Here is a 17223-nt window from a genome sequence, read left to right as displayed (position 1 = left end):
ATATCTTGATGTCAAGATAAAAATATTGCTATTATTACTGCTTATAAGCAGTTTCTCAGTAGGAATAGAAGCTTTAATATCTCCAAAATCATAAATATTTTGATCATAACGAGGAGTAAATCAATGCAAACTGAAGGGTGTACACAAGAAGATGCAGTACAGAAGATTATTAGCCAGTGGCAAAACCAAGGATTTGCTACTGATAGTTTGTTAGCAATGGAGACTATAGGGCGTATAAAGCGGTTAGAAGTAATATTAATGCGAAAGCTATCTGCTAACTATAAGATAAATTATCAAATATCGCATTGGGAATTTGATGTGTTGGCGACATTACGACGCACAGGCACTCCATATTTAATGAGCCCAACCGTTTTATTTGATAGCATGATGGTGAGTTCTGGTACGATGACCAATCGCTTACAGCATTTAGAAAAGAAGGAACTTATTGAGCGCATTGATAACCCAGAGGACAAACGAAGCTTATTAGTCAAACTAACCCCCAAAGGTCTTGAATTGATTGATAGAGCCGTCGCATCACACGTGCAATTGGAGAATGACTTGATGAGTGATATGAGTGAGGAAGAGCTACTTATTCTCAATTTATTATTAAAGAAAATTGAGAATCAACTTCCTATTGTTTAGATAAAAAATATAGCTTTATGTAGAGATAAATAATACATATAGCGACAATAATTGAAAACAACCGAACCTACTCTTGAAAAGCTTACTTAATGCACAAGTATACCGTAACTCTATAACTTAATAAAAATATCGAAGTCAGTAGAATACAGCCGAAGATCCAAATCCTGCCATGAAATCAGAAGGACGTTGACCAAAAAAATTCTTAAAGGCTGCGCTGTAGGCACTGTGGCTATTATAGCCAAACTGAAAAGCGATATGGATGATAGGTAGCCCTTCACTAAGGGCTTCTAATGAATAGAGCAGTCGCGCTTGTTGTCGCCATTTCCCAAAGGGGATACTTGTTAACTTTAAAAATTGACGTTCAAAGGTTTTAGCTGAGATATGGAGCTCACTTGCCCATCGAGGTATAGATCGAGAGTCGGTGGGATAGTGTATTAGATATTCACAGATGTTGTGATAACGGGCATCCTTAGGCCAAGGAAGAAGTAAGTTTAAAGTAGTATGGCGTTTTAGTTCTTCTAACAATAAATTCACCAATAAATTGGCGTAAGTATTTGCTTGATAATTAACAGGGAGTAAAGTGGCTGCTAATATTAGCTCTTTGAGTAACGGAGGGACGTTAATTACATAACTAGTATTGGGTAAGCTCGTGCAGATGGCATCAGTCTTAATAAATAAACTACGCACCTTGGTATGACTCCGCATCATAACGGTATGCTCTTCTTGAGCCGCCAGCCAAACGGCGTCATTAGGGGGTATAAGTTATCTTCCTGCGTGAGTTTGAACCAGCAAAGTGCCAGAGATAGCGTATAAAAGTTGGGCACTATTGGTATGAGTGTGTGGCGCAATAATATGCCCTTTAGAATAATCTACTGCTATACCGTGTAAAGGTAATGGTGACGATTCAAACTGGTTAAGTTTTTTTAGATCTTCTACTATTTTACTCATAAATGTCTTTTTCTCTACATATATAGCTCTATTATAGATAGTAGGGCGGTCATGTAAACCTCTAACACATCAATCTATCTTTGGTTGTTAGGGAGTTTGCTATGTTACTTGATCCTAGTCATAAATATGTTCCATATCCTTGTGTGCAGCTGACGGACCGCCACTGGCCTGATCAGAAAATTACAAAGGCTCCAATTTGGTTATCTACCGATTTAAGGGATGGGAATCAGGCTTTATTTGAGCCGATGAATATATCTAAAAAGCACCGACTTTTCCAGGAATTGGTTCGAGTGGGGCTTAAAGAGATAGAGGTAGGGTTTCCCGCAGGCTCACAAATTGACTTTGATCTTTGCCGTCAGTTAATTGAGTAAGATTTAATTCCTAGTGATGTGACTCCTATGGTTATGACTCAGCTACGTCATGATTTAATTGATCGTACAGTAGAGAGTATGAGTGGCGCTAAGCGCGTTATTGTGCATTTATATAATGCCATTGCACCTGCTTGGCGTGAGATGGTTTTTGGATTATCTGTAGAACAGATCGAACAGTTGGTACGTGAGCATGTCAGTTATCTAAAAAAACGAGTAGCAAATTTTCCAGAAACAGAATGGGTGTTACAGTATTCGCCAGAAACGTTCTGTATGGCGGAGTTAGACGTGTCTTTGCAAATGTGTCATGCGGCGATGGATGAATGGTTAGAGGATGATACTCAAACCATGATTATTAATTTGCCCACTACCGTTGAAGTCAGTACAGCAAATATATTTGCAGATCAAATTGAGTGGATGCATCATAAACTACAACGTCGTCATCAAGTAGTTTTATCCGTACATCCACATAATGATCGTGGTACTGGGGTGGCTTGTGGAGAGCAGGCTCTATTAGCGGGTGCCGATCGTGTCGAAGGCTGCTTGTTTGGAAATGGTGAGCGAAGTGGTAATTTAGATTTGGTGACGATGGCCTTGAATATGTATACCCAAGGTATACATCCAGGTTTATATTTTTCTGATATTTTAGGCTTAGCGTTAACAGTGGAGGATTGTACGGCGATTGCGCTACATCCACGTCGTCCTTATGCTGGGGATTTAGTATTTACCGCTTTTTCAGGCTCTCATCAAGATGCAATAGCCAAGGGTTTTAAACAGCAAGAAGCCGATGCGCTGTGGCGCGTCCCGTATTTGCCTATTGATCCTAAAGATATAGGGCGTACTTATGATGGTATTGTGCGTGTAAATAGTCAATCGGGTAAAGGGGGCATCGCTTACCTATTAGAGCAAGACTACGACATTCAAATGCCTCGCCGAATGCAGGTTGAATTTATTTCAATAGTACAAAAACAGGCAGATAGTGCTGAAGCTGAGCTATCAAGCCAACAGCTTTGGGAGTTATTTTCTCAAACGTATCTACATCCTGAGTTGTCTTCAGGTATCTATGGCTATCAACGCCACTCATTGTTTGAAACCTCATCACGTCAAGAGATCGTATTAGACTTGAAGTCTACACAAGGTGAGTATAGGCAAGTGAAAGGTCAAGGAAACGGACCCATTGCCGCAACACTTAATGCCCTATCCCTATCTATGCAAGCATCGGTGATGTCTTATGAAGAACGTAATTTGAGTCAAGGTAATGATGCCGAAGCCATTGCCATCATAGAGCTATCTGTCTCTTATTTTGGTGTGGGCATACATACCAATAGCACTACGGCAGCTATTTTGAGTGGATTGGCACGAATTAAAAAGTTACATTAAAATAGTGGCAGTTTGCTCAGAAGAATTGAGGATGTTAATCATATTCTTCTGAGCAATCGTGCTTAAGCTGCTTCTATTTTCTGCAGCTCATTTGACAGCTTTACCTTCAATTCTTACTTTAATCATACACCCGCCTAGGCATGATAAGATCCTTATCTAATCGTTAGTTATTCCTACGGTTTTTTCAATATAGCTCAGATTGAACTATGCTTAGCTTACTCGTAGACTTCTTATGAAAATATTAGTTACTTTTTCATGATGTCGTAAATTTTCATAATTAGATTTAGCTTCTCATAGGAAGTAACATTGGCTTACTGAAACAATAGTTTATTAATCACCAAAATGGCTTTATTGTCGCAATTTTCATAACTTAATTAGCTATAAATGTTCCAAACAGTGGATAGACCTCATGAAAGATATTGAGTTAATAAAACATTTATTTATTAGGACATATGGTAGCCAGCTGGAAGGTCATACTCATGATTACCATCAAATTCTCATGCCATTAATGGGTGACATTAAAATGATAATCGATGATCAGGCTATTAACGTTTCTTATGGAGAGGCTTTAGTTATTAGAAAAGGCGTTTATCATCAATTTCAGGCAAAAGAAGACTTTCGCTTTTTAGTAGCAAATATAGAGGATACGGAATTTTTACAACTGTCACTGAGTGAGATCCATTTTGCAATGGATGAAAAAACGTTGTTATATATCTCTTTCGTTGAAAAACAATTGATTTCTGCTCACAACCAAAAGATAGAAGGGATGATGTTTGAGTTATTAAAAGAGCTTCTTGGAACCATTAAAATGAGTAAGCGATTGGATACTCGTTTAACTGCGGTCCTTCATACCTTAAAAAGTAATATTGCCACCAATCATACGGTGAAATCACTTGCTGAGATCGCTTGTCTTAGCGAAAGTCAGTTCAAAGTCTTATTTAAGGAACATCTTGGCTGTACGCCTAACGTCTATATTACCAACCTTCGTATGCAAGCTGCTCTTGGTCTTATTCTAAATACGGACATACCGATTACGATTGTGGCTGAGAAGTGCGGTTACGATAACGTGTCTGCTTTTATACGTCGTTTCTCTACTGTCTATCATCAGACGCCATATAGACTTCGCTGTCACAATCAGAATATGAAGCAGCCAACAATCAGCTAATCAGCACATATTTCAATCTATTCCGACAAACCTTTGAGCATCAACTTCATTACCATAGCCACATGATATAAATATACGCTAGGTAAGGAAGTGCAATTGAATATTCACACCCAATCAAAGCAGGACATTGTAAATCTTGCGGCCCCTATAGGATTTTTGGCAATATGGAGTGGCGGTGCCATCTTTGCAAAAGCTGGTTTGCAATATACCGACGCTTGGAGCTTTTTATTTTTAAGATCAGCGATCGCCTTGTTACTACTTCTAGCCATATATCTAAAATCTACCCATAAAAAAATAGACATTACTGAGCTTAAGAAGGATCAGCTCAAAGGCATTATATTTTCAGGTCTATTACTACAAGTATTCTATTTAACGTTTTATTTTTCCGCTATTAATACGGGGCTATCCCTTGGCATAATTATACTGGTGCTTGGTATACAACCAATTATAACGTCACTACTAAGTGCAAGTACGATTAGCATTAAAAACGTCATACTATTAGTGATTTGTTTTTCAGGCTTGGTTCTGTCCACATTAGGCTATCATACCGTTGATAAGATAAATGCTTTAGGCATTGTACTTTCAGTACTGGCGTTGCTATCCATCACGTTTGGTACTATCGCTCAAGCTAAGGTGAAAGCGTCGCCTGTTTTAACCTTATTGATTCAGACTATTTTTTCATTCTTGATATTCTCAGTTGTTATTGTTTATCAAGGATTGTTTTTTGAGGTCAATGCTTACTCTCTGCTTGCATTGATATGGATGGGCGCAGTGGTTTCCGTAGGGGCTTATTTATTATTGATGCTTATGCTCAAATATAGCTCGGCAGATAAAGTAAGTACGTTATTCTTTTTGTTGCCTTTACTGACAATGATCTTGGAGAGTCTGGTTTTTGATACTATTTTGAGCGCATTAACTATTTTTGGTGTCATATTGGTCTGTACAAGTTTGTTCATTTATCAGACTCAAAAACCCGCTGAAAGTAGTAAATGATATATTTAAAAAATTGCATACGTAAAATGAGCTGACATTAAATTTTTGTAATTCGAGTAGGGCACTTTTTAAAATGCGAATAGTCTTTTTTTAAAGCGGATAACTATATCAGACTCTCACATACCGGAGTAAGTCCAATCTAAATAGTGTCGAAATATTACAACATAATTGTTGTGTGCAATTCAGAGTTCCATAGACTGCATTTTGCTATTCAGCATCTCTTTTTTTAACCAATCTTTAAACACCACCTTTCTCTCATCTTCGTAAAAAGGGTAATAAGACAATAAGTGATAGGATGAGTTGTCTGCCACAGGAGGATGAATCAATTCTAAAAAGTGATGCGAAAGTTCCTTTTCCACCATAAAAATTGAAACAATAGTAGTTCCTAAACCAGCTAAGCACCCCTCAATACATAAGTAAAAGTGTTCTAACACCATGGGCTCGTACGATAAAATCTTGCTACTGAACAACTTAGACTTATTTATGTGATGCCAAAAATTTGGTCGAGAAGAAGTCAGTAATAGGGTATTCGATTGCTCAGTTCTAGGGTTGCGGACAGCGACTATATATTCTTCAATAATTTTCTCATGGAATATATTCTTGTCCCATTCAAAATCATTTCTACGCAAAGCAATATCGATAGATTTTCCTTGAAAATCTACTGTTCCACCACCCGTCAGCAATACAATTTCAAACCCATAATTTAATGCATTAAATTCAGCCAAACGCGGTATTAACCATTTCATTGAAATAGTGGGCTCACAAGAGAGTACCAGTTGTTTTTTTCGATGATCTTGCCTCGTTAGATCCACAAGACAGTCATCTAATTTCGCAAAAACTTGCTGACAACAAGAAAAAAGTAGATTGCCATTGGCTGTGAGCACCAGTTTCTTATTGACTCGATTAAATAATGGGATACCTAAAGCATCTTCCAAATTCTTAATCTGTTTACTCACTGCACTTTGTGTCACAAACAGTTTCTGAGAAGCAAGCGTCACACTATTGTGCTCTGCAACGTAGTAAAAGAACCTTAATGAATTCAACGATATTTTTTCTATCATGCCAAAAACTCATAGATGATGATGTAATAAACTCAATTTTAGTTTATCTGTAAATGTAGGAGAATGCACTTAAATTAATAACATGAAAAACTGATATATGAAGAATTACTGACTTAGAGCTTTGATAGTGAGTAGAGAAAATATAGATAAAGGCATAACAGCTATGTTTCTTAAGATAAAACTCTTTATATATTGGTATTTCCTTTACAGAGTTAAATAAATGACAGAATTTTTTACCGTTATCATGATTACCGTTCTTGCTGTAATTAGCCCTGGGGCTGATTTCGCTATTGTCACTAAAAACAGCTATCTATATGGGCGTTCGGTCGGTGTATTAACGTCTATTGGCATAGCATTAGGTGTCTTAGTACACGTTACCTATACTCTAGTAGCCGTTGCCATTGTAATGAAACTTGCACCAAATTTTTTAACCATCATAAAATATCTTGGTGCACTTTATCTTATTTATATTGGTTATAAGACATTCACACAAAAGCCTGTACATGACGTAGGTTCTTCTGCGCGCATCAGTTCCGGACAAGCATTGCGCTATGGTTTTTTTACCAATGCCTTGAATCCTAAAACCACATTATTTGTCATTAGCACGTATACGCAGATTGTTAGCGCCAGTACCCCAAAATCTATTTTAATCGGTTATGGCTTGTTCATGTCACTAGCTCACTTCGTATGGTTCGCTTTAGTGGCTTTATTGTTCTCTCAACGGACGCTAAGAGAAAAAATGCTACAGCAGCAAGTCGCAATTAATCGTGTCATTGGTTTTATATTAGGGCTATTAGGTGTGTTCCTGCTCTTTGCAAACTTAAACTAGAGGAATTAAACATGAATAAAGTTGCTTTTATCGATATGGAAGGGGTTTTAGTTCCGGAAATATGGAAGTTCTTGGCTAGTCAGCTAAATATAGCTGAGCTGAGCATAACCACAAGAGAGGTAGAAGATTACAAAAAACCAATGCTATATCGCATCGATATTTTGAATAAAAATCAGATTACTCTACTAAAAATACAAGATATTATTAGTCAATTTAACCCTATAGAAGGCGCAGTAGAGTTTTTACAAACATTGAGAGTGAAGGGGTTTGATATTCAGATTGTATCGGACTGCTTTCATGAATTACTAGAAGGTTTTTTACAAAAGCTAGAAGTCCCGATGGAGACGGTATACTGCCATCGTTTAAAGGTTGATGATGACGGCTATATTAAGAACGTGCTTTATAGTCGTCAAGAAGGTAAGCATGAGATTATAGAAAGATATCCCCTATCCTTAGAAAATAGTATTGCGATGGGTGATGCATTTAACGATTTTACTATGCTAAAAGCAGTCTCTCAGGGGTATTTGTTTTCACCTTCCAAAGAGGTTTTAAGGAAAGCTCTACCTATATTCAATATCGTAAACAATTATCAAGAATTTATTGGATCACTTCATACAAAACCAATCAAAGAAGTCTAATAGCTGTTTTTAGGTCATTAAACCTTAATGGCAATTTTTATGCCTGTGTTATACAAATGCTAAGGTAGACACCTTAATTTTGGTTACAAGAGGAAAGGTAAGGCTTATTGGCAGCTTGCATACTAATTAATTTAAAATCTATAACGTATTAGATATCAGTGAACTTGCTAATTATCGTATCAACCACTCACAGGTACTTTGAGGCTCTTTAACGATTAGTTAAATAATGGCTTTGTCTCGCCTTTAAACACTCATCATTTCTAAGTATAAGACTTACCACCATCATAAGTTATGAGAGTATAAATGCAAATTAAAGCACCTGATATACAGAAACCTACATCGCCTAAAGTTATCAACCCTATAATTTTTGGTATCTTACTAGCAGCAAGCTCGGCACTATTTTTTGGCATTGGCGCTCCAGTCACAAAAGCTCTAGCTTCTGCTGATATGACTGCCTTACAGATTACACAAGCTAGAATGACAGTAGCTGCATTATTATGACTACTATTAGTCCTATTCAAGTATCCTAAACAATTACTAGTAGCTCGTTCAGAGTGGCTTATGCTAATAAGCTTCGGTCTACTTGCTTTTTGTGTTAACCAATTTCTTTATAGGGTAGCAGTTTCAAGAGTACCCGTAGGTATTGCCCTATTATTAGAATATCTTGCTCCAGTACTGATCATTTTATGGATAAGATTTGTTCGAAAAATATCTTTTCCACCAGCTATATGGATAGGCGTGGCGTCTGTTCTTATAGGCTTATTCATGGTAGGCGAAGCTTGGTCAGGGTTTCATTTAGACGTAATTGGTGTCGTAGCAGGATTAGGTACAGCAATTGCTTTAGCTGCAAGGTTCTTACTATCGGAACATGGTCTAAAAACTCATAAGCCTCTTTTACTAACAGCTTTGGGTACGCCTATAGGTTTAATTGCTCTCAACATTTTGAGTCCTATAACCAGCTTTCCTTGGCTATCTGTTGTACATGATGTTGCTTTGATTGGTGACTTATATATACCAATATGGGTATTACTGATCTGGCTGTCTGTAGTATCTACTGTTTTTGCTTATCTAGCAGGCATAACTGCGCAGCAGTACCTAGCGCTAGCAGTTGTAAGTCAAATTGCAACCTTAGAGGTTATTTTTTCTACTGTTTTCGCAGCTTTACTTTTGAGCCAGAACTTATCTGTAATCCAAGTGATAGGTGCCATAATAATGCTTACAGGCATACTGTTAGCTCAGTTTATGGTCGCTAAATATAAAGCTAGGAGGCTTATAAAACAACAAATATAGATTCATCTATTCAAAAACACTGTCTCAAAAAAAGCCTTTTAAAGAGATTTTTTAGTTTCTTTTCATCCACATCTAACCACCATTTACAATAACTTCTGTTATGGGAACATGTTCGGTGCGCTATACAGGCATCGAACTATCGGCTGTCTCTCAGAGTTTTAAGTATATGGCAATCTCGGGGTGGTTTAATTAAAGTTAATAACACTTATTCATAGATAACAGACTTCCACCTAGATTTGTCAATAGACATATTAATAGTCGTCCATTGCTTACCATCAACCATTACATGTTGATTTATCAGTGGGTTTTTGACAAAGCCAACTTGCTCATAGCATTTGATAGCCCCTACATTCCAATCATATACATTCAAATGCACGTATTCACACGCCATATCATCGAAAGCCTTGTTCAGTAATAGTCGTATGATTTTTTTACCTAAACCTTTATCCCGCATATCAGGATGACCAATTAGAACTCTACATAACTTAGCCGTCTCATTATTCTCACGGTAAATCTCTGCCATTCCTATAATTTGGGTGTTTAGTAATCCATTATCATAACTTTCTGTGAAAATAACTTTAAATGAATACCTTAGACTATCGTTTAAATATTCTTTTATTTGCTCTCTATCAATAGGGTATTGAAAAATACCACCGCTAAATTGAATCAATTCATGTTCATTACTAATCCAGCTATTCAAAAAATCATAGTCATCAGGTATAAATGGTTTCAAATAGATCATTACCAATCCCTATTTTAATTAACGCCTCATCATATTAGCAAAACGCTGAAGTAAGGGTATACCCTTCTTTATACACAGATTTTGCTAACCGTAATTTCGTTTTCGTACTTACCAGTAGGTCCGTAACTACCTTCAGAGCCGATCACTCCGACCACGCAAGTTTCAAACAACTTGTAATAGCCGTCTTGACCAGTTTTATTTGAGTCTTCCACCAAAAGCTGTTTGGGATCTGCCACATAGTAGAATTTGCCATTCGCATCTAGCTCATGTATTTCAAAGCTTCTTTTAAAGATTCCACGCACTTCTGCTTCTTCTAGAATTTTATTTGTTATGGTTTCTGATGAGTTTTCTTTGACTTCATTAACGCTATTAGACTCTTTATTGCTGCAACCTATACTCATAAATATAAGTGTCGCAAACCCTGCTACTGCCAATCTGAAGTTAGAAATTGAGCTTTTCCTGTAAAAGATATTAATAAATTAGACTTCATATAAAACGAGGTAAAAAAATCTGGTTATAAATATAAACACAATTCTTCTTTTAATAGATTATTATCGACTAAATTAAGAAATTCTACAATGAAATTGACACTCTTTAATGGAAGAGTCTTACTTCAATACTAAGCGTTTTGCATCTTAGTAGGAACTTAAACCTTTATGGCAAGTTGCTGTCAATTGGGATAAATTAAAGGTTCAATATTTGGGTTGTCAATAGCAAAATATTGTTCGTTTTACTGCCAAAGTCGACACTAGTCAACATAATAATTCGTATATAAGGATAAGTATAATGAAAATTGAAATACGTCATGCTGAGCTAGAAGATGCAGAGGCATTGCAGTTGCCTATGCCATCTAAAACTTTATGGCGCAAGAGACTGGCGGATATACCTGATAATAGTCATTTATTGGTGGCTGAAGTTGAGGGTGAAATAGTAGGGGGTCTAAGGCTTGAGACCATGATATCAAAACGTTGACGTCATGTAGCAAGCTTTGAAGTCAGCGTAGAATCTGCGTCACAAGGCAAAGGTGTGGGTCGAGCGCTTATAACTGCAGCACTGGATTTGGCCGATAATTGGCTGGATATAAAACGTATTGAGATTACTGCTTACACCGATAACACCGGAGGCATTGGTTTATATAAAAGCTTGGGCTTTGTGATAGAAGGTGAAATGGTGGATTACGCTTATCGCAACGGCGAGTATGTCAATGCCTATCAGATGGCAAGAATTCGAAAAGCTAAAAATGGATGATGCTGATAAAGTTTATATCTAAGATAGCTTATTTCAGTGTTATGCATAAATGTAAAAAGTCACTACCAAAACCGATTTGCCATAAGCTACCTTTATGCGATTCGATGAATGAGATTTAGTCTCCGACAATATCGAAGCTGTTTAGAGATCTTAGATGATGAATTTTGCTACGCTGTGGTATTACCCTAACCTTTAACTATGGAGTGCCACATGTTTTTTATACGGAAGGCAAACCAGAACGATGTATCAGATATTGCTCATATACACTATGAAAGTTGGAACGCTACGTATTCGAACCTTTTACCTGAAACGTATAGAGACAAAGAAAATAACTTATCTCAAAAAATGGAAATGTGGGAAAAGGTATTACCTAGCTCTGGTGTGGATACCTGGATAGCATATGATTCTGAGGATACTGCTGTAGGATTTATCTCTTACTTTAAGAAAGATCACGAGTGTGAAATAACCACTCTGTATCTCTTACCGCAGTACCAAAATTTAGGGATAGGTACTAATTTAATGAACGCAGCGCTAATTGACGCTTCTCAATGTAATAGCTGCTCTAGTCTATCTTTATGGGTGTTAAAAACCAATCTATCTGCGATTAGTTTCTATGGAAAATTTGGTTTTGAGTCTGACGGCCAATGTGATGAAGAGTTATACGAGGACACCAAAATAACAGATATTAGAATGGTAAAATTACTCTAATATCTATTATTTTAAATATACTCAGTGGCGGCACAGTGACTAACGGAATTACAAACGTATATCTATCTTCTCTTGACTACCTTTCTGAAATAGGTGTTACTCTAGCTATAAGCCAATAAATTAGGAATAAAGAAAATAACTTTTAACTTAAAGGTTTCACTGATGAATAAAACACTAAGTGTAATTGTGGCAACTTGTCTTCTAGCTGGTTGTGCGTCAACGAGCAATATGAAAGACAATAACAGTGAAACTGAGCCTGATATAGATAAGTCCACTATACCCAGCGGAATATTTACTTACTATGACGACCCTGCACGATATTACCTACCCGTAGAATACTTTTTAATAGGTAAGTTTGTCACGCAAAACGAGTGTTTATTATTTGAGGCAGATAATGAGCTTCATACGCCTATACTTCCAGCGAAATATACGAAATATACAAAAGGTGACGCTCAGATAAGGGTAGGCAACAAAACGTATAATATAGGAGAAAACGGAGATGTTTCTGCGCAGCCTTTGGCAAAAAAATATGTTGGCAAATTTATCACTGAAGGACCGTCTCACTGCCTACTCGATAAGTTTATGAGGATAGAAGTTCGAGGCGTAAAGTATCCATAATTTTTTTGTAGAGCCTTTCATAAAAAATGGGTAACTGCTTATAAGCCATTAACTGGAAAATAAGCAATGACTACTCAATATGACATTAAACTACTGGTTCCCTTGTATAGTCAAAAAACTCTGAAAGTTAATAATAAGATTGTATGTCAGCAATAAGCCATTCTTTGCGAGATTCACGTGCTTCAATTTTAAGGGATATCAAAAGTCTTGATCTATAAAATTATCTCAAACAAGCATTTGCGTATAGCATTAGTATTTTTGCTAATCCAGCAAATTATTGTGGCGTCATCAACGTATTTTATTGCTCGCCTTGCACAAAGTCTGACCGAGGACACTATTTCAATTTTATATATGGTGCTATTTGCCCTCTCTTTAGTAGCGGTTTATGTGCCTGCATATTTTTGTGTTACCAATACAGAGCGCGCCAAGTATGACGCTCATAAGCTGTACAACGATAGCTTTCATACTGTCTTTTTAGGCAAGACATATTTGCTATCCAGCGACGATTTACAGAGTACGGCAACGACAACGCTCGCCCAAGAAAGTAATTACACCCTTGAAACAGTCATTGATAGTATTTTTGATATTTCAGCTTTGGTACTCAATGTCTTATTTAATGTGTTGGTTATTGCTTGGTTCTTAGATGGTACATTACTGCTTGGTTATGCAGTAGGTATTATTTTTGCCTCCATGTTTGTGCATTTCAGACGACAAACCCTAAAAACGGCTGCCAAAACAGACCAGCAATCACGGCTGAATTTAGCCGCTAAACTTTTTGACAGTTGGGATAATGTCGTTATTTTCAATAAGCATAATTACACGCTCTATAACAACATTGTTGAAAAAAGCTTTGCAACAGCCAAGAATAATAGCGTTAAATCCACCTCGATCCAGCATATGAATTCAAGCTTAGGCATGATCATACTTATGCTGCCTGTCTTTGTGGTCACTGCTTTTATTTTTAATAAAAATTGGCATGATGCTGCGACGATGGCTGTGCTAATCGCCACGCTGCCAAGACAAATTCAGCTACTACAAATGTGCTATGCCTTGATTGGCTACCATACCAGTATTGGCGTTATCAAAACGATGCTAGATGGTATTTTAGAGGTTTTACAACCTGCCACTGTGGATTTAGATACCTACATTCAGGCAGACCAAATACGTGTGAAGCAAACAGGGGATATTTTTGATTTAACACAATTACCCAAGCAAGGTAGAGTAACGTTGGTTGGTAATAATGGCGTTGGTAAATCTTGTATGTTGCTTAAGCTCAAAGACCACTACCAAGAACAGGCTTACTATTTACCTGCCAAGCACAATTTGTATTTCAATTACAAAACAGACAAAGCCCATAGAGGTTCAACAGGACAACAACTCATCAAGCAAATTCAAGAAATTAGAGAGGACGACCGAAGTACGATTGTCATGCTTGATGAGTGGGATGCCCATCTGGATAAAGAAAATACTCAAATCATAGATCAGTATCTTGATGAGCTTGCCCAAACAAGACTGGTAATGGATGTTAGGCATTGAGTTAAAAAGCGCTTAATCTGCCCGATAGGTATATTGTAAAGTACATCGATTTTATCTTAACAAGTAAAATCGTTAATAATAGGGTTTATTGCCAAATTGTCAAATCCTCGCTGGGAGATATTTTCCTTATAGTTTTATGAACATATGTCTTTAAATATAGTGAAAATTATTAAGACATAAACCGTTTCATCAAGATTTCATTAATATATTGCCCATTATCTTTCATTGCCTGTGTTTCTATACCATAAGTTTCAAAACCAAATTTTTTGTATAGATGAATCGCAGGCTTATTATCATCGGCAACAGTAAGTAAAATTTGCTCCGCATATTTTTCACCATACTCTATTACTGCGCTGAGTAAGCTGCTTGCTACACCTTTTTGTTGAAACTCAGGTTCAATAAATACACCTGATAAAGAGGCTTTATGAGAGAATTTTATTCCATTCTCTTGTGTTAAGGTTGCTAAACCTATAATTTTATTTTTATAATAGGCGCCAAATACAGTTGAACTTGACAAACAGTTTTTGAAAAAAACCAACGGTTTCTCTACTTCTGCTATATAGGTGGATCCAAACATTTCTGGAGACTTTTCCAAAGCTGAAAGTCTGATAGTTCTGAAATCGTTAGACTCATCCACGCTCAAAATTTTAATCTTAACGTTTAACATATGATGCCCTCTAACGTTGGCTTTAACGAGTTATTGTTCGCTTTGACTAAAAGATTTATTAACTTTAAAGCAGGATTTTTAATTCTTAATATCAACTTTATCATCAAAACTCTTTACTAAAACAGCGAACATTCTAGATCATTTCTTGATTAGACAAGCCAGATGTAGATTAGGAATTAATTTTTAGATACTAAGGTATATACAAGGCGATATCCTGAATCACCTGCGGTCGAAACATAGTCTGCTTTCTCTTCTGCTATCAAGTTTATCTCATAATATTCAGCATAATATTGTTCAAGTTGAGATCGTGTCACTAAGAAAGGTGGTAAGTTTTTATGATTATCGCTGCGCTGCTTTTCGCCGTCATAAGCAAAAGATAAGAGAAGTTGGCTTGCTTTATTACTAAGCGCCATAATTTTCTGTGTATAGCGTGTACGTAGATTATCAGGCTCAATATCTGGAAGAGCTACTAATGCACCACGATCATAGACAGCATCTATTATTCCAATATCAATAGCACTTAAATCAAAGATATCACCCACCCAAATTTTGAGAGTTTGTCCTTGGTGTTCAGATTGATAACAAGTGAGATTAGGAGTAGTGGGATGTAGTGATACTAGCGCTTGCAAATCGTTTTCGGCAAAAAACTGTATGACTGCTATCTCTGACAGCTCAACACCAATAATGTCAAAACCCTGACTTGTAAACCATAGCATATCTACGCTCTTACCGCATAAAGGCACAAAAACGCGTCCATTTTTAAATGTATTAAGTGCTTTGAAATGATGCATTAACATAGGGTTCGGTTTTTTCTGAGTAAAATTAGTTTGGCTCTTCTGCCATGCATTTTTCCAAAATTCAGGATTCATAACATTAACCTTTATTGTAATAGACTGATTCCGCCTTGTTCTTTTACTATGGACGGTACTAAGCTTGCTAAAGTAGTTTAATGCCTAATTATCTTATATGCCTTTTTTCTAGTTCTATTAAAGTGAGTTATATAAACCGTTAATTGCAATAAAAAGGAAGCCTGCCACCATCCTATTCGATACCTGTTGCCACCCACAAATATCCTCCGATATCACCACGCCCGATGCTTTTTGCACACTGAATAGCTGAGGTATTATCAAAATGGATTGTTCCAAACAACATATCGGTTTTCTGTCTTTTTGATTGTCTACTTTGATTATTAACCAACTGATATATCATAGCCTGTTGCATCCATTTCCCTAAACCCTGTCCTCTATATTCAGAAAATATAATGTTCTCAATAATATAAAATCCTGTCATTCCTAAGCTATTATTAGGCTCTACTATTATCACGCCTGCTAACTTATCGTTGACACATAACAGATTAACAAAGCCCTGAGCCACCCAAGCTCTCATATCCTCTATCGGCTTTAATTCCATCATCACAGCATGTTGAGGGAATTCATCAAGCAACTTGTTATATGTCATTTCATATTGGTTATAAAACGTAAGAGAGTTTGCAGATAATAGCTCACATTTGGTATGAGCAGGACAGGCTATATCTTGTACTTCGTTTTCGACTAGCGTATACAAGGAATTTGCTAGTATACGATTGTCCCAATGGGCTGAGGAAAAGTTTGCAGGCTCAATGTCTAAATAGCTTGGAATATAGAATTGAGCATATTGGGGCTTAAAGGCATGAAATGCCTTTGAGATATTATCTACCAATATATTAATGCTATTTACACTGAGGGGTTTTAGCGTAGTCGTTACAGTGACAAATGGTTGGGAGATATCCATACCACGAAAGCGAATACCACATAATGCAATATTGCCATTGTCGCAGTTAATTAAACGGGTTTTGTATTCTGATGGATGCCGACCAGTAATAAATGCGTATTGGGCGAATAATAATGCTAAGTGGTCACTTTCCAGTCTTTCTATATCTTCTTGAAGCTCATGAGCACATTGCTTATACAGATCTGTTTTAGTATATATTCTTTTTAATAATGGCGGTGCTTGAGTAGCTTTTGCTTGTATTAACGAATCAATTATTTTTGTCATGTGCGACCTGATATGGAAAAAATATAGAGTATGAATATGACTTTTACAAGCTTAGAATGCGAGATAATTTCAGTTAAAAAAAGTATAAATAAATAATGTTGTTTGGAATATTCTTATCGATAAAGCCATTACGATCCGCATAAAAGCATAAAAGCATAAAAGCATAAAAGCATAAAAGCACGACTATTTTTAGGTGTGTTAATTGCTTTGAGAAAATTTATTAACATGGGGTTTAGTTTTTTCTGAGTGAAATTAGTTTGGCTCTTTTGCCATGCATTTTTCCAAAATTTAGGAGTCATAAAGTAAACCTTCGCTTTGATAAGATAGGTATGAACGGCAACTAGCACACCATTTAC

At 36.6% G+C, this 17223-nt stretch carries 20 protein-coding genes and 3 pseudogenes; 14 read left to right on the top strand and 9 right to left on the bottom strand.

Annotated features, from left to right (window positions below; all coding sequences use genetic code 11):
* The first annotated feature begins 123 nt into the window (after positions 1-123).
* Positions 124-642 carry a MarR family winged helix-turn-helix transcriptional regulator gene (locus AC2FA3_RS10635; protein ID WP_490509539.1) on the top strand — a complete coding sequence of 173 codons (519 nt, stop codon included), beginning with the start codon at positions 124-126 and terminating at the stop codon, positions 640-642.
* A gap of 135 nt (positions 643-777) precedes the next feature.
* On the opposite strand, the gene AC2FA3_RS10630 is transcribed toward AC2FA3_RS10635, so the two are convergent.
* On the bottom strand, positions 778-1350 hold the full coding sequence (locus AC2FA3_RS10630) for an AraC family transcriptional regulator (RefSeq protein WP_490509538.1): 573 nt from the start codon (positions 1348-1350) through the stop codon (positions 778-780).
* A 54-nt stretch (positions 1351-1404) separates the two neighbouring features.
* The gene (locus tag AC2FA3_RS10625) at positions 1405-1590 is read right to left on the bottom strand and encodes a cupin domain-containing protein (RefSeq protein WP_490509537.1); all 186 of its coding nucleotides are present in this window, start codon (positions 1588-1590) and stop codon (positions 1405-1407) included.
* Between the two features lie 101 nt (positions 1591-1691).
* Here AC2FA3_RS10625 and AC2FA3_RS10620 point away from each other — a divergent pair.
* From AC2FA3_RS10620 to AC2FA3_RS10610, 3 genes and pseudogenes are all read left to right on the top strand, one after another.
* Positions 1692-3338 (top strand): annotated as a pseudogene (locus tag AC2FA3_RS10620) (2-isopropylmalate synthase).
* A gap of 409 nt (positions 3339-3747) precedes the next feature.
* Positions 3748-4503 (top strand): helix-turn-helix domain-containing protein, encoded by a 756-nt coding sequence (locus tag AC2FA3_RS10615; RefSeq protein ID WP_490509536.1) that lies wholly within the window; start codon positions 3748-3750, stop codon positions 4501-4503.
* A 90-nt stretch (positions 4504-4593) separates the two neighbouring features.
* Entirely contained in the window at positions 4594-5496 is a 903-nt protein-coding gene (locus tag AC2FA3_RS10610) for a DMT family transporter (protein ID WP_490509535.1), read from the top strand.
* Between the two features lie 182 nt (positions 5497-5678).
* Here AC2FA3_RS10610 and AC2FA3_RS10605 read toward each other — a convergent pair whose 3' ends face one another.
* Complete coding sequence (locus tag AC2FA3_RS10605; RefSeq protein ID WP_490509534.1) at positions 5679-6557, bottom strand: LysR family transcriptional regulator; 879 nt, start codon at positions 6555-6557, stop codon at positions 5679-5681.
* A 220-nt stretch (positions 6558-6777) separates the two neighbouring features.
* Between AC2FA3_RS10605 and AC2FA3_RS10600 the strand changes: the two genes are divergently transcribed.
* From AC2FA3_RS10600 to AC2FA3_RS10580, 5 genes and pseudogenes are all read left to right on the top strand, one after another.
* Positions 6778-7386: a LysE family translocator gene (locus AC2FA3_RS10600; protein ID WP_490509533.1), complete on the top strand. Its 609-nt coding sequence runs from the start codon at positions 6778-6780 to the stop codon at positions 7384-7386.
* Positions 7387-7397: 11 nt separating this feature from the next.
* Positions 7398-8024, top strand: coding sequence for a bifunctional phosphoserine phosphatase/homoserine phosphotransferase ThrH (gene thrH, locus AC2FA3_RS10595; protein WP_490509532.1), 627 nt, complete (start codon positions 7398-7400; stop codon positions 8022-8024).
* Positions 8025-8327: 303 nt separating this feature from the next.
* Positions 8328-8525 (top strand): hypothetical protein, encoded by a 198-nt coding sequence (locus AC2FA3_RS10590; protein WP_490509531.1) that lies wholly within the window; start codon positions 8328-8330, stop codon positions 8523-8525.
* An 18-nt stretch (positions 8526-8543) separates the two neighbouring features.
* Positions 8544-8783, top strand: a pseudogene (locus AC2FA3_RS10585) (EamA family transporter); the annotation flags it as partial.
* A 6-nt stretch (positions 8784-8789) separates the two neighbouring features.
* Entirely contained in the window at positions 8790-9314 is a 525-nt protein-coding gene (locus AC2FA3_RS10580; RefSeq protein WP_490509530.1) for an EamA family transporter, read from the top strand.
* Between the two features lie 205 nt (positions 9315-9519).
* Here the strand turns inward: AC2FA3_RS10580 and AC2FA3_RS10575 are convergent, their stop codons facing one another.
* On the bottom strand, positions 9520-10056 hold the full coding sequence (locus tag AC2FA3_RS10575; RefSeq protein ID WP_490509529.1) for a GNAT family N-acetyltransferase: 537 nt from the start codon (positions 10054-10056) through the stop codon (positions 9520-9522).
* 68 nt (positions 10057-10124) lie between these two features.
* Entirely contained in the window at positions 10125-10457 is a 333-nt protein-coding gene (locus tag AC2FA3_RS10570) for a hypothetical protein (RefSeq protein WP_490509528.1), read from the bottom strand.
* Between the two features lie 385 nt (positions 10458-10842).
* Here AC2FA3_RS10570 and AC2FA3_RS10565 point away from each other — a divergent pair, with 385 nt between their 5' ends.
* The 5 genes and pseudogenes from AC2FA3_RS10565 to AC2FA3_RS10545 all read left to right on the top strand — a co-directional run bounded on the left by AC2FA3_RS10565 (position 10843) and on the right by AC2FA3_RS10545 (position 14166).
* Positions 10843-11028 (top strand): hypothetical protein, encoded by a 186-nt coding sequence (locus AC2FA3_RS10565; protein ID WP_490509527.1) that lies wholly within the window; start codon positions 10843-10845, stop codon positions 11026-11028.
* Between the two features lie 27 nt (positions 11029-11055).
* Positions 11056-11304: pseudogene (locus AC2FA3_RS10560) on the top strand (GNAT family N-acetyltransferase); the annotation flags it as partial.
* A 210-nt stretch (positions 11305-11514) separates the two neighbouring features.
* Positions 11515-12012, top strand: coding sequence for a GNAT family N-acetyltransferase (locus AC2FA3_RS10555; protein ID WP_490509526.1), 498 nt, complete (start codon positions 11515-11517; stop codon positions 12010-12012).
* 228 nt (positions 12013-12240) lie between these two features.
* On the top strand, positions 12241-12630 hold the full coding sequence (locus AC2FA3_RS10550; RefSeq protein WP_490509525.1) for a hypothetical protein: 390 nt from the start codon (positions 12241-12243) through the stop codon (positions 12628-12630).
* Between the two features lie 279 nt (positions 12631-12909).
* Entirely contained in the window at positions 12910-14166 is a 1257-nt protein-coding gene (locus tag AC2FA3_RS10545) for a hypothetical protein (protein ID WP_490509524.1), read from the top strand.
* Positions 14167-14335: 169 nt separating this feature from the next.
* On the opposite strand, the gene AC2FA3_RS10540 is transcribed toward AC2FA3_RS10545, so the two are convergent.
* From AC2FA3_RS10540 to AC2FA3_RS10525, 4 genes are all read right to left on the bottom strand, one after another.
* A complete protein-coding gene (locus AC2FA3_RS10540; protein ID WP_490509523.1) occupies positions 14336-14833 on the bottom strand; it encodes a GNAT family N-acetyltransferase in 498 nt (165 codons plus the stop codon).
* A 176-nt stretch (positions 14834-15009) separates the two neighbouring features.
* Positions 15010-15702 carry a class I SAM-dependent methyltransferase gene (locus tag AC2FA3_RS10535; protein ID WP_490509522.1) on the bottom strand — a complete coding sequence of 231 codons (693 nt, stop codon included), beginning with the start codon at positions 15700-15702 and terminating at the stop codon, positions 15010-15012.
* A gap of 172 nt (positions 15703-15874) precedes the next feature.
* Entirely contained in the window at positions 15875-16867 is a 993-nt protein-coding gene (locus tag AC2FA3_RS10530) for a hypothetical protein (RefSeq protein WP_490509521.1), read from the bottom strand.
* A 128-nt stretch (positions 16868-16995) separates the two neighbouring features.
* On the bottom strand, positions 16996-17166 hold the full coding sequence (locus AC2FA3_RS10525; RefSeq protein ID WP_490509520.1) for a hypothetical protein: 171 nt from the start codon (positions 17164-17166) through the stop codon (positions 16996-16998).
* Positions 17167-17223: the final 57 nt, after the last annotated feature.

This window comes from Janibacter sp. CoH_79_TC_3, assembly GCF_058197955.1.
Note: the sequence above shows the minus strand (reverse complement) of the source record. Positions and strands in the feature narration are given on the sequence as shown.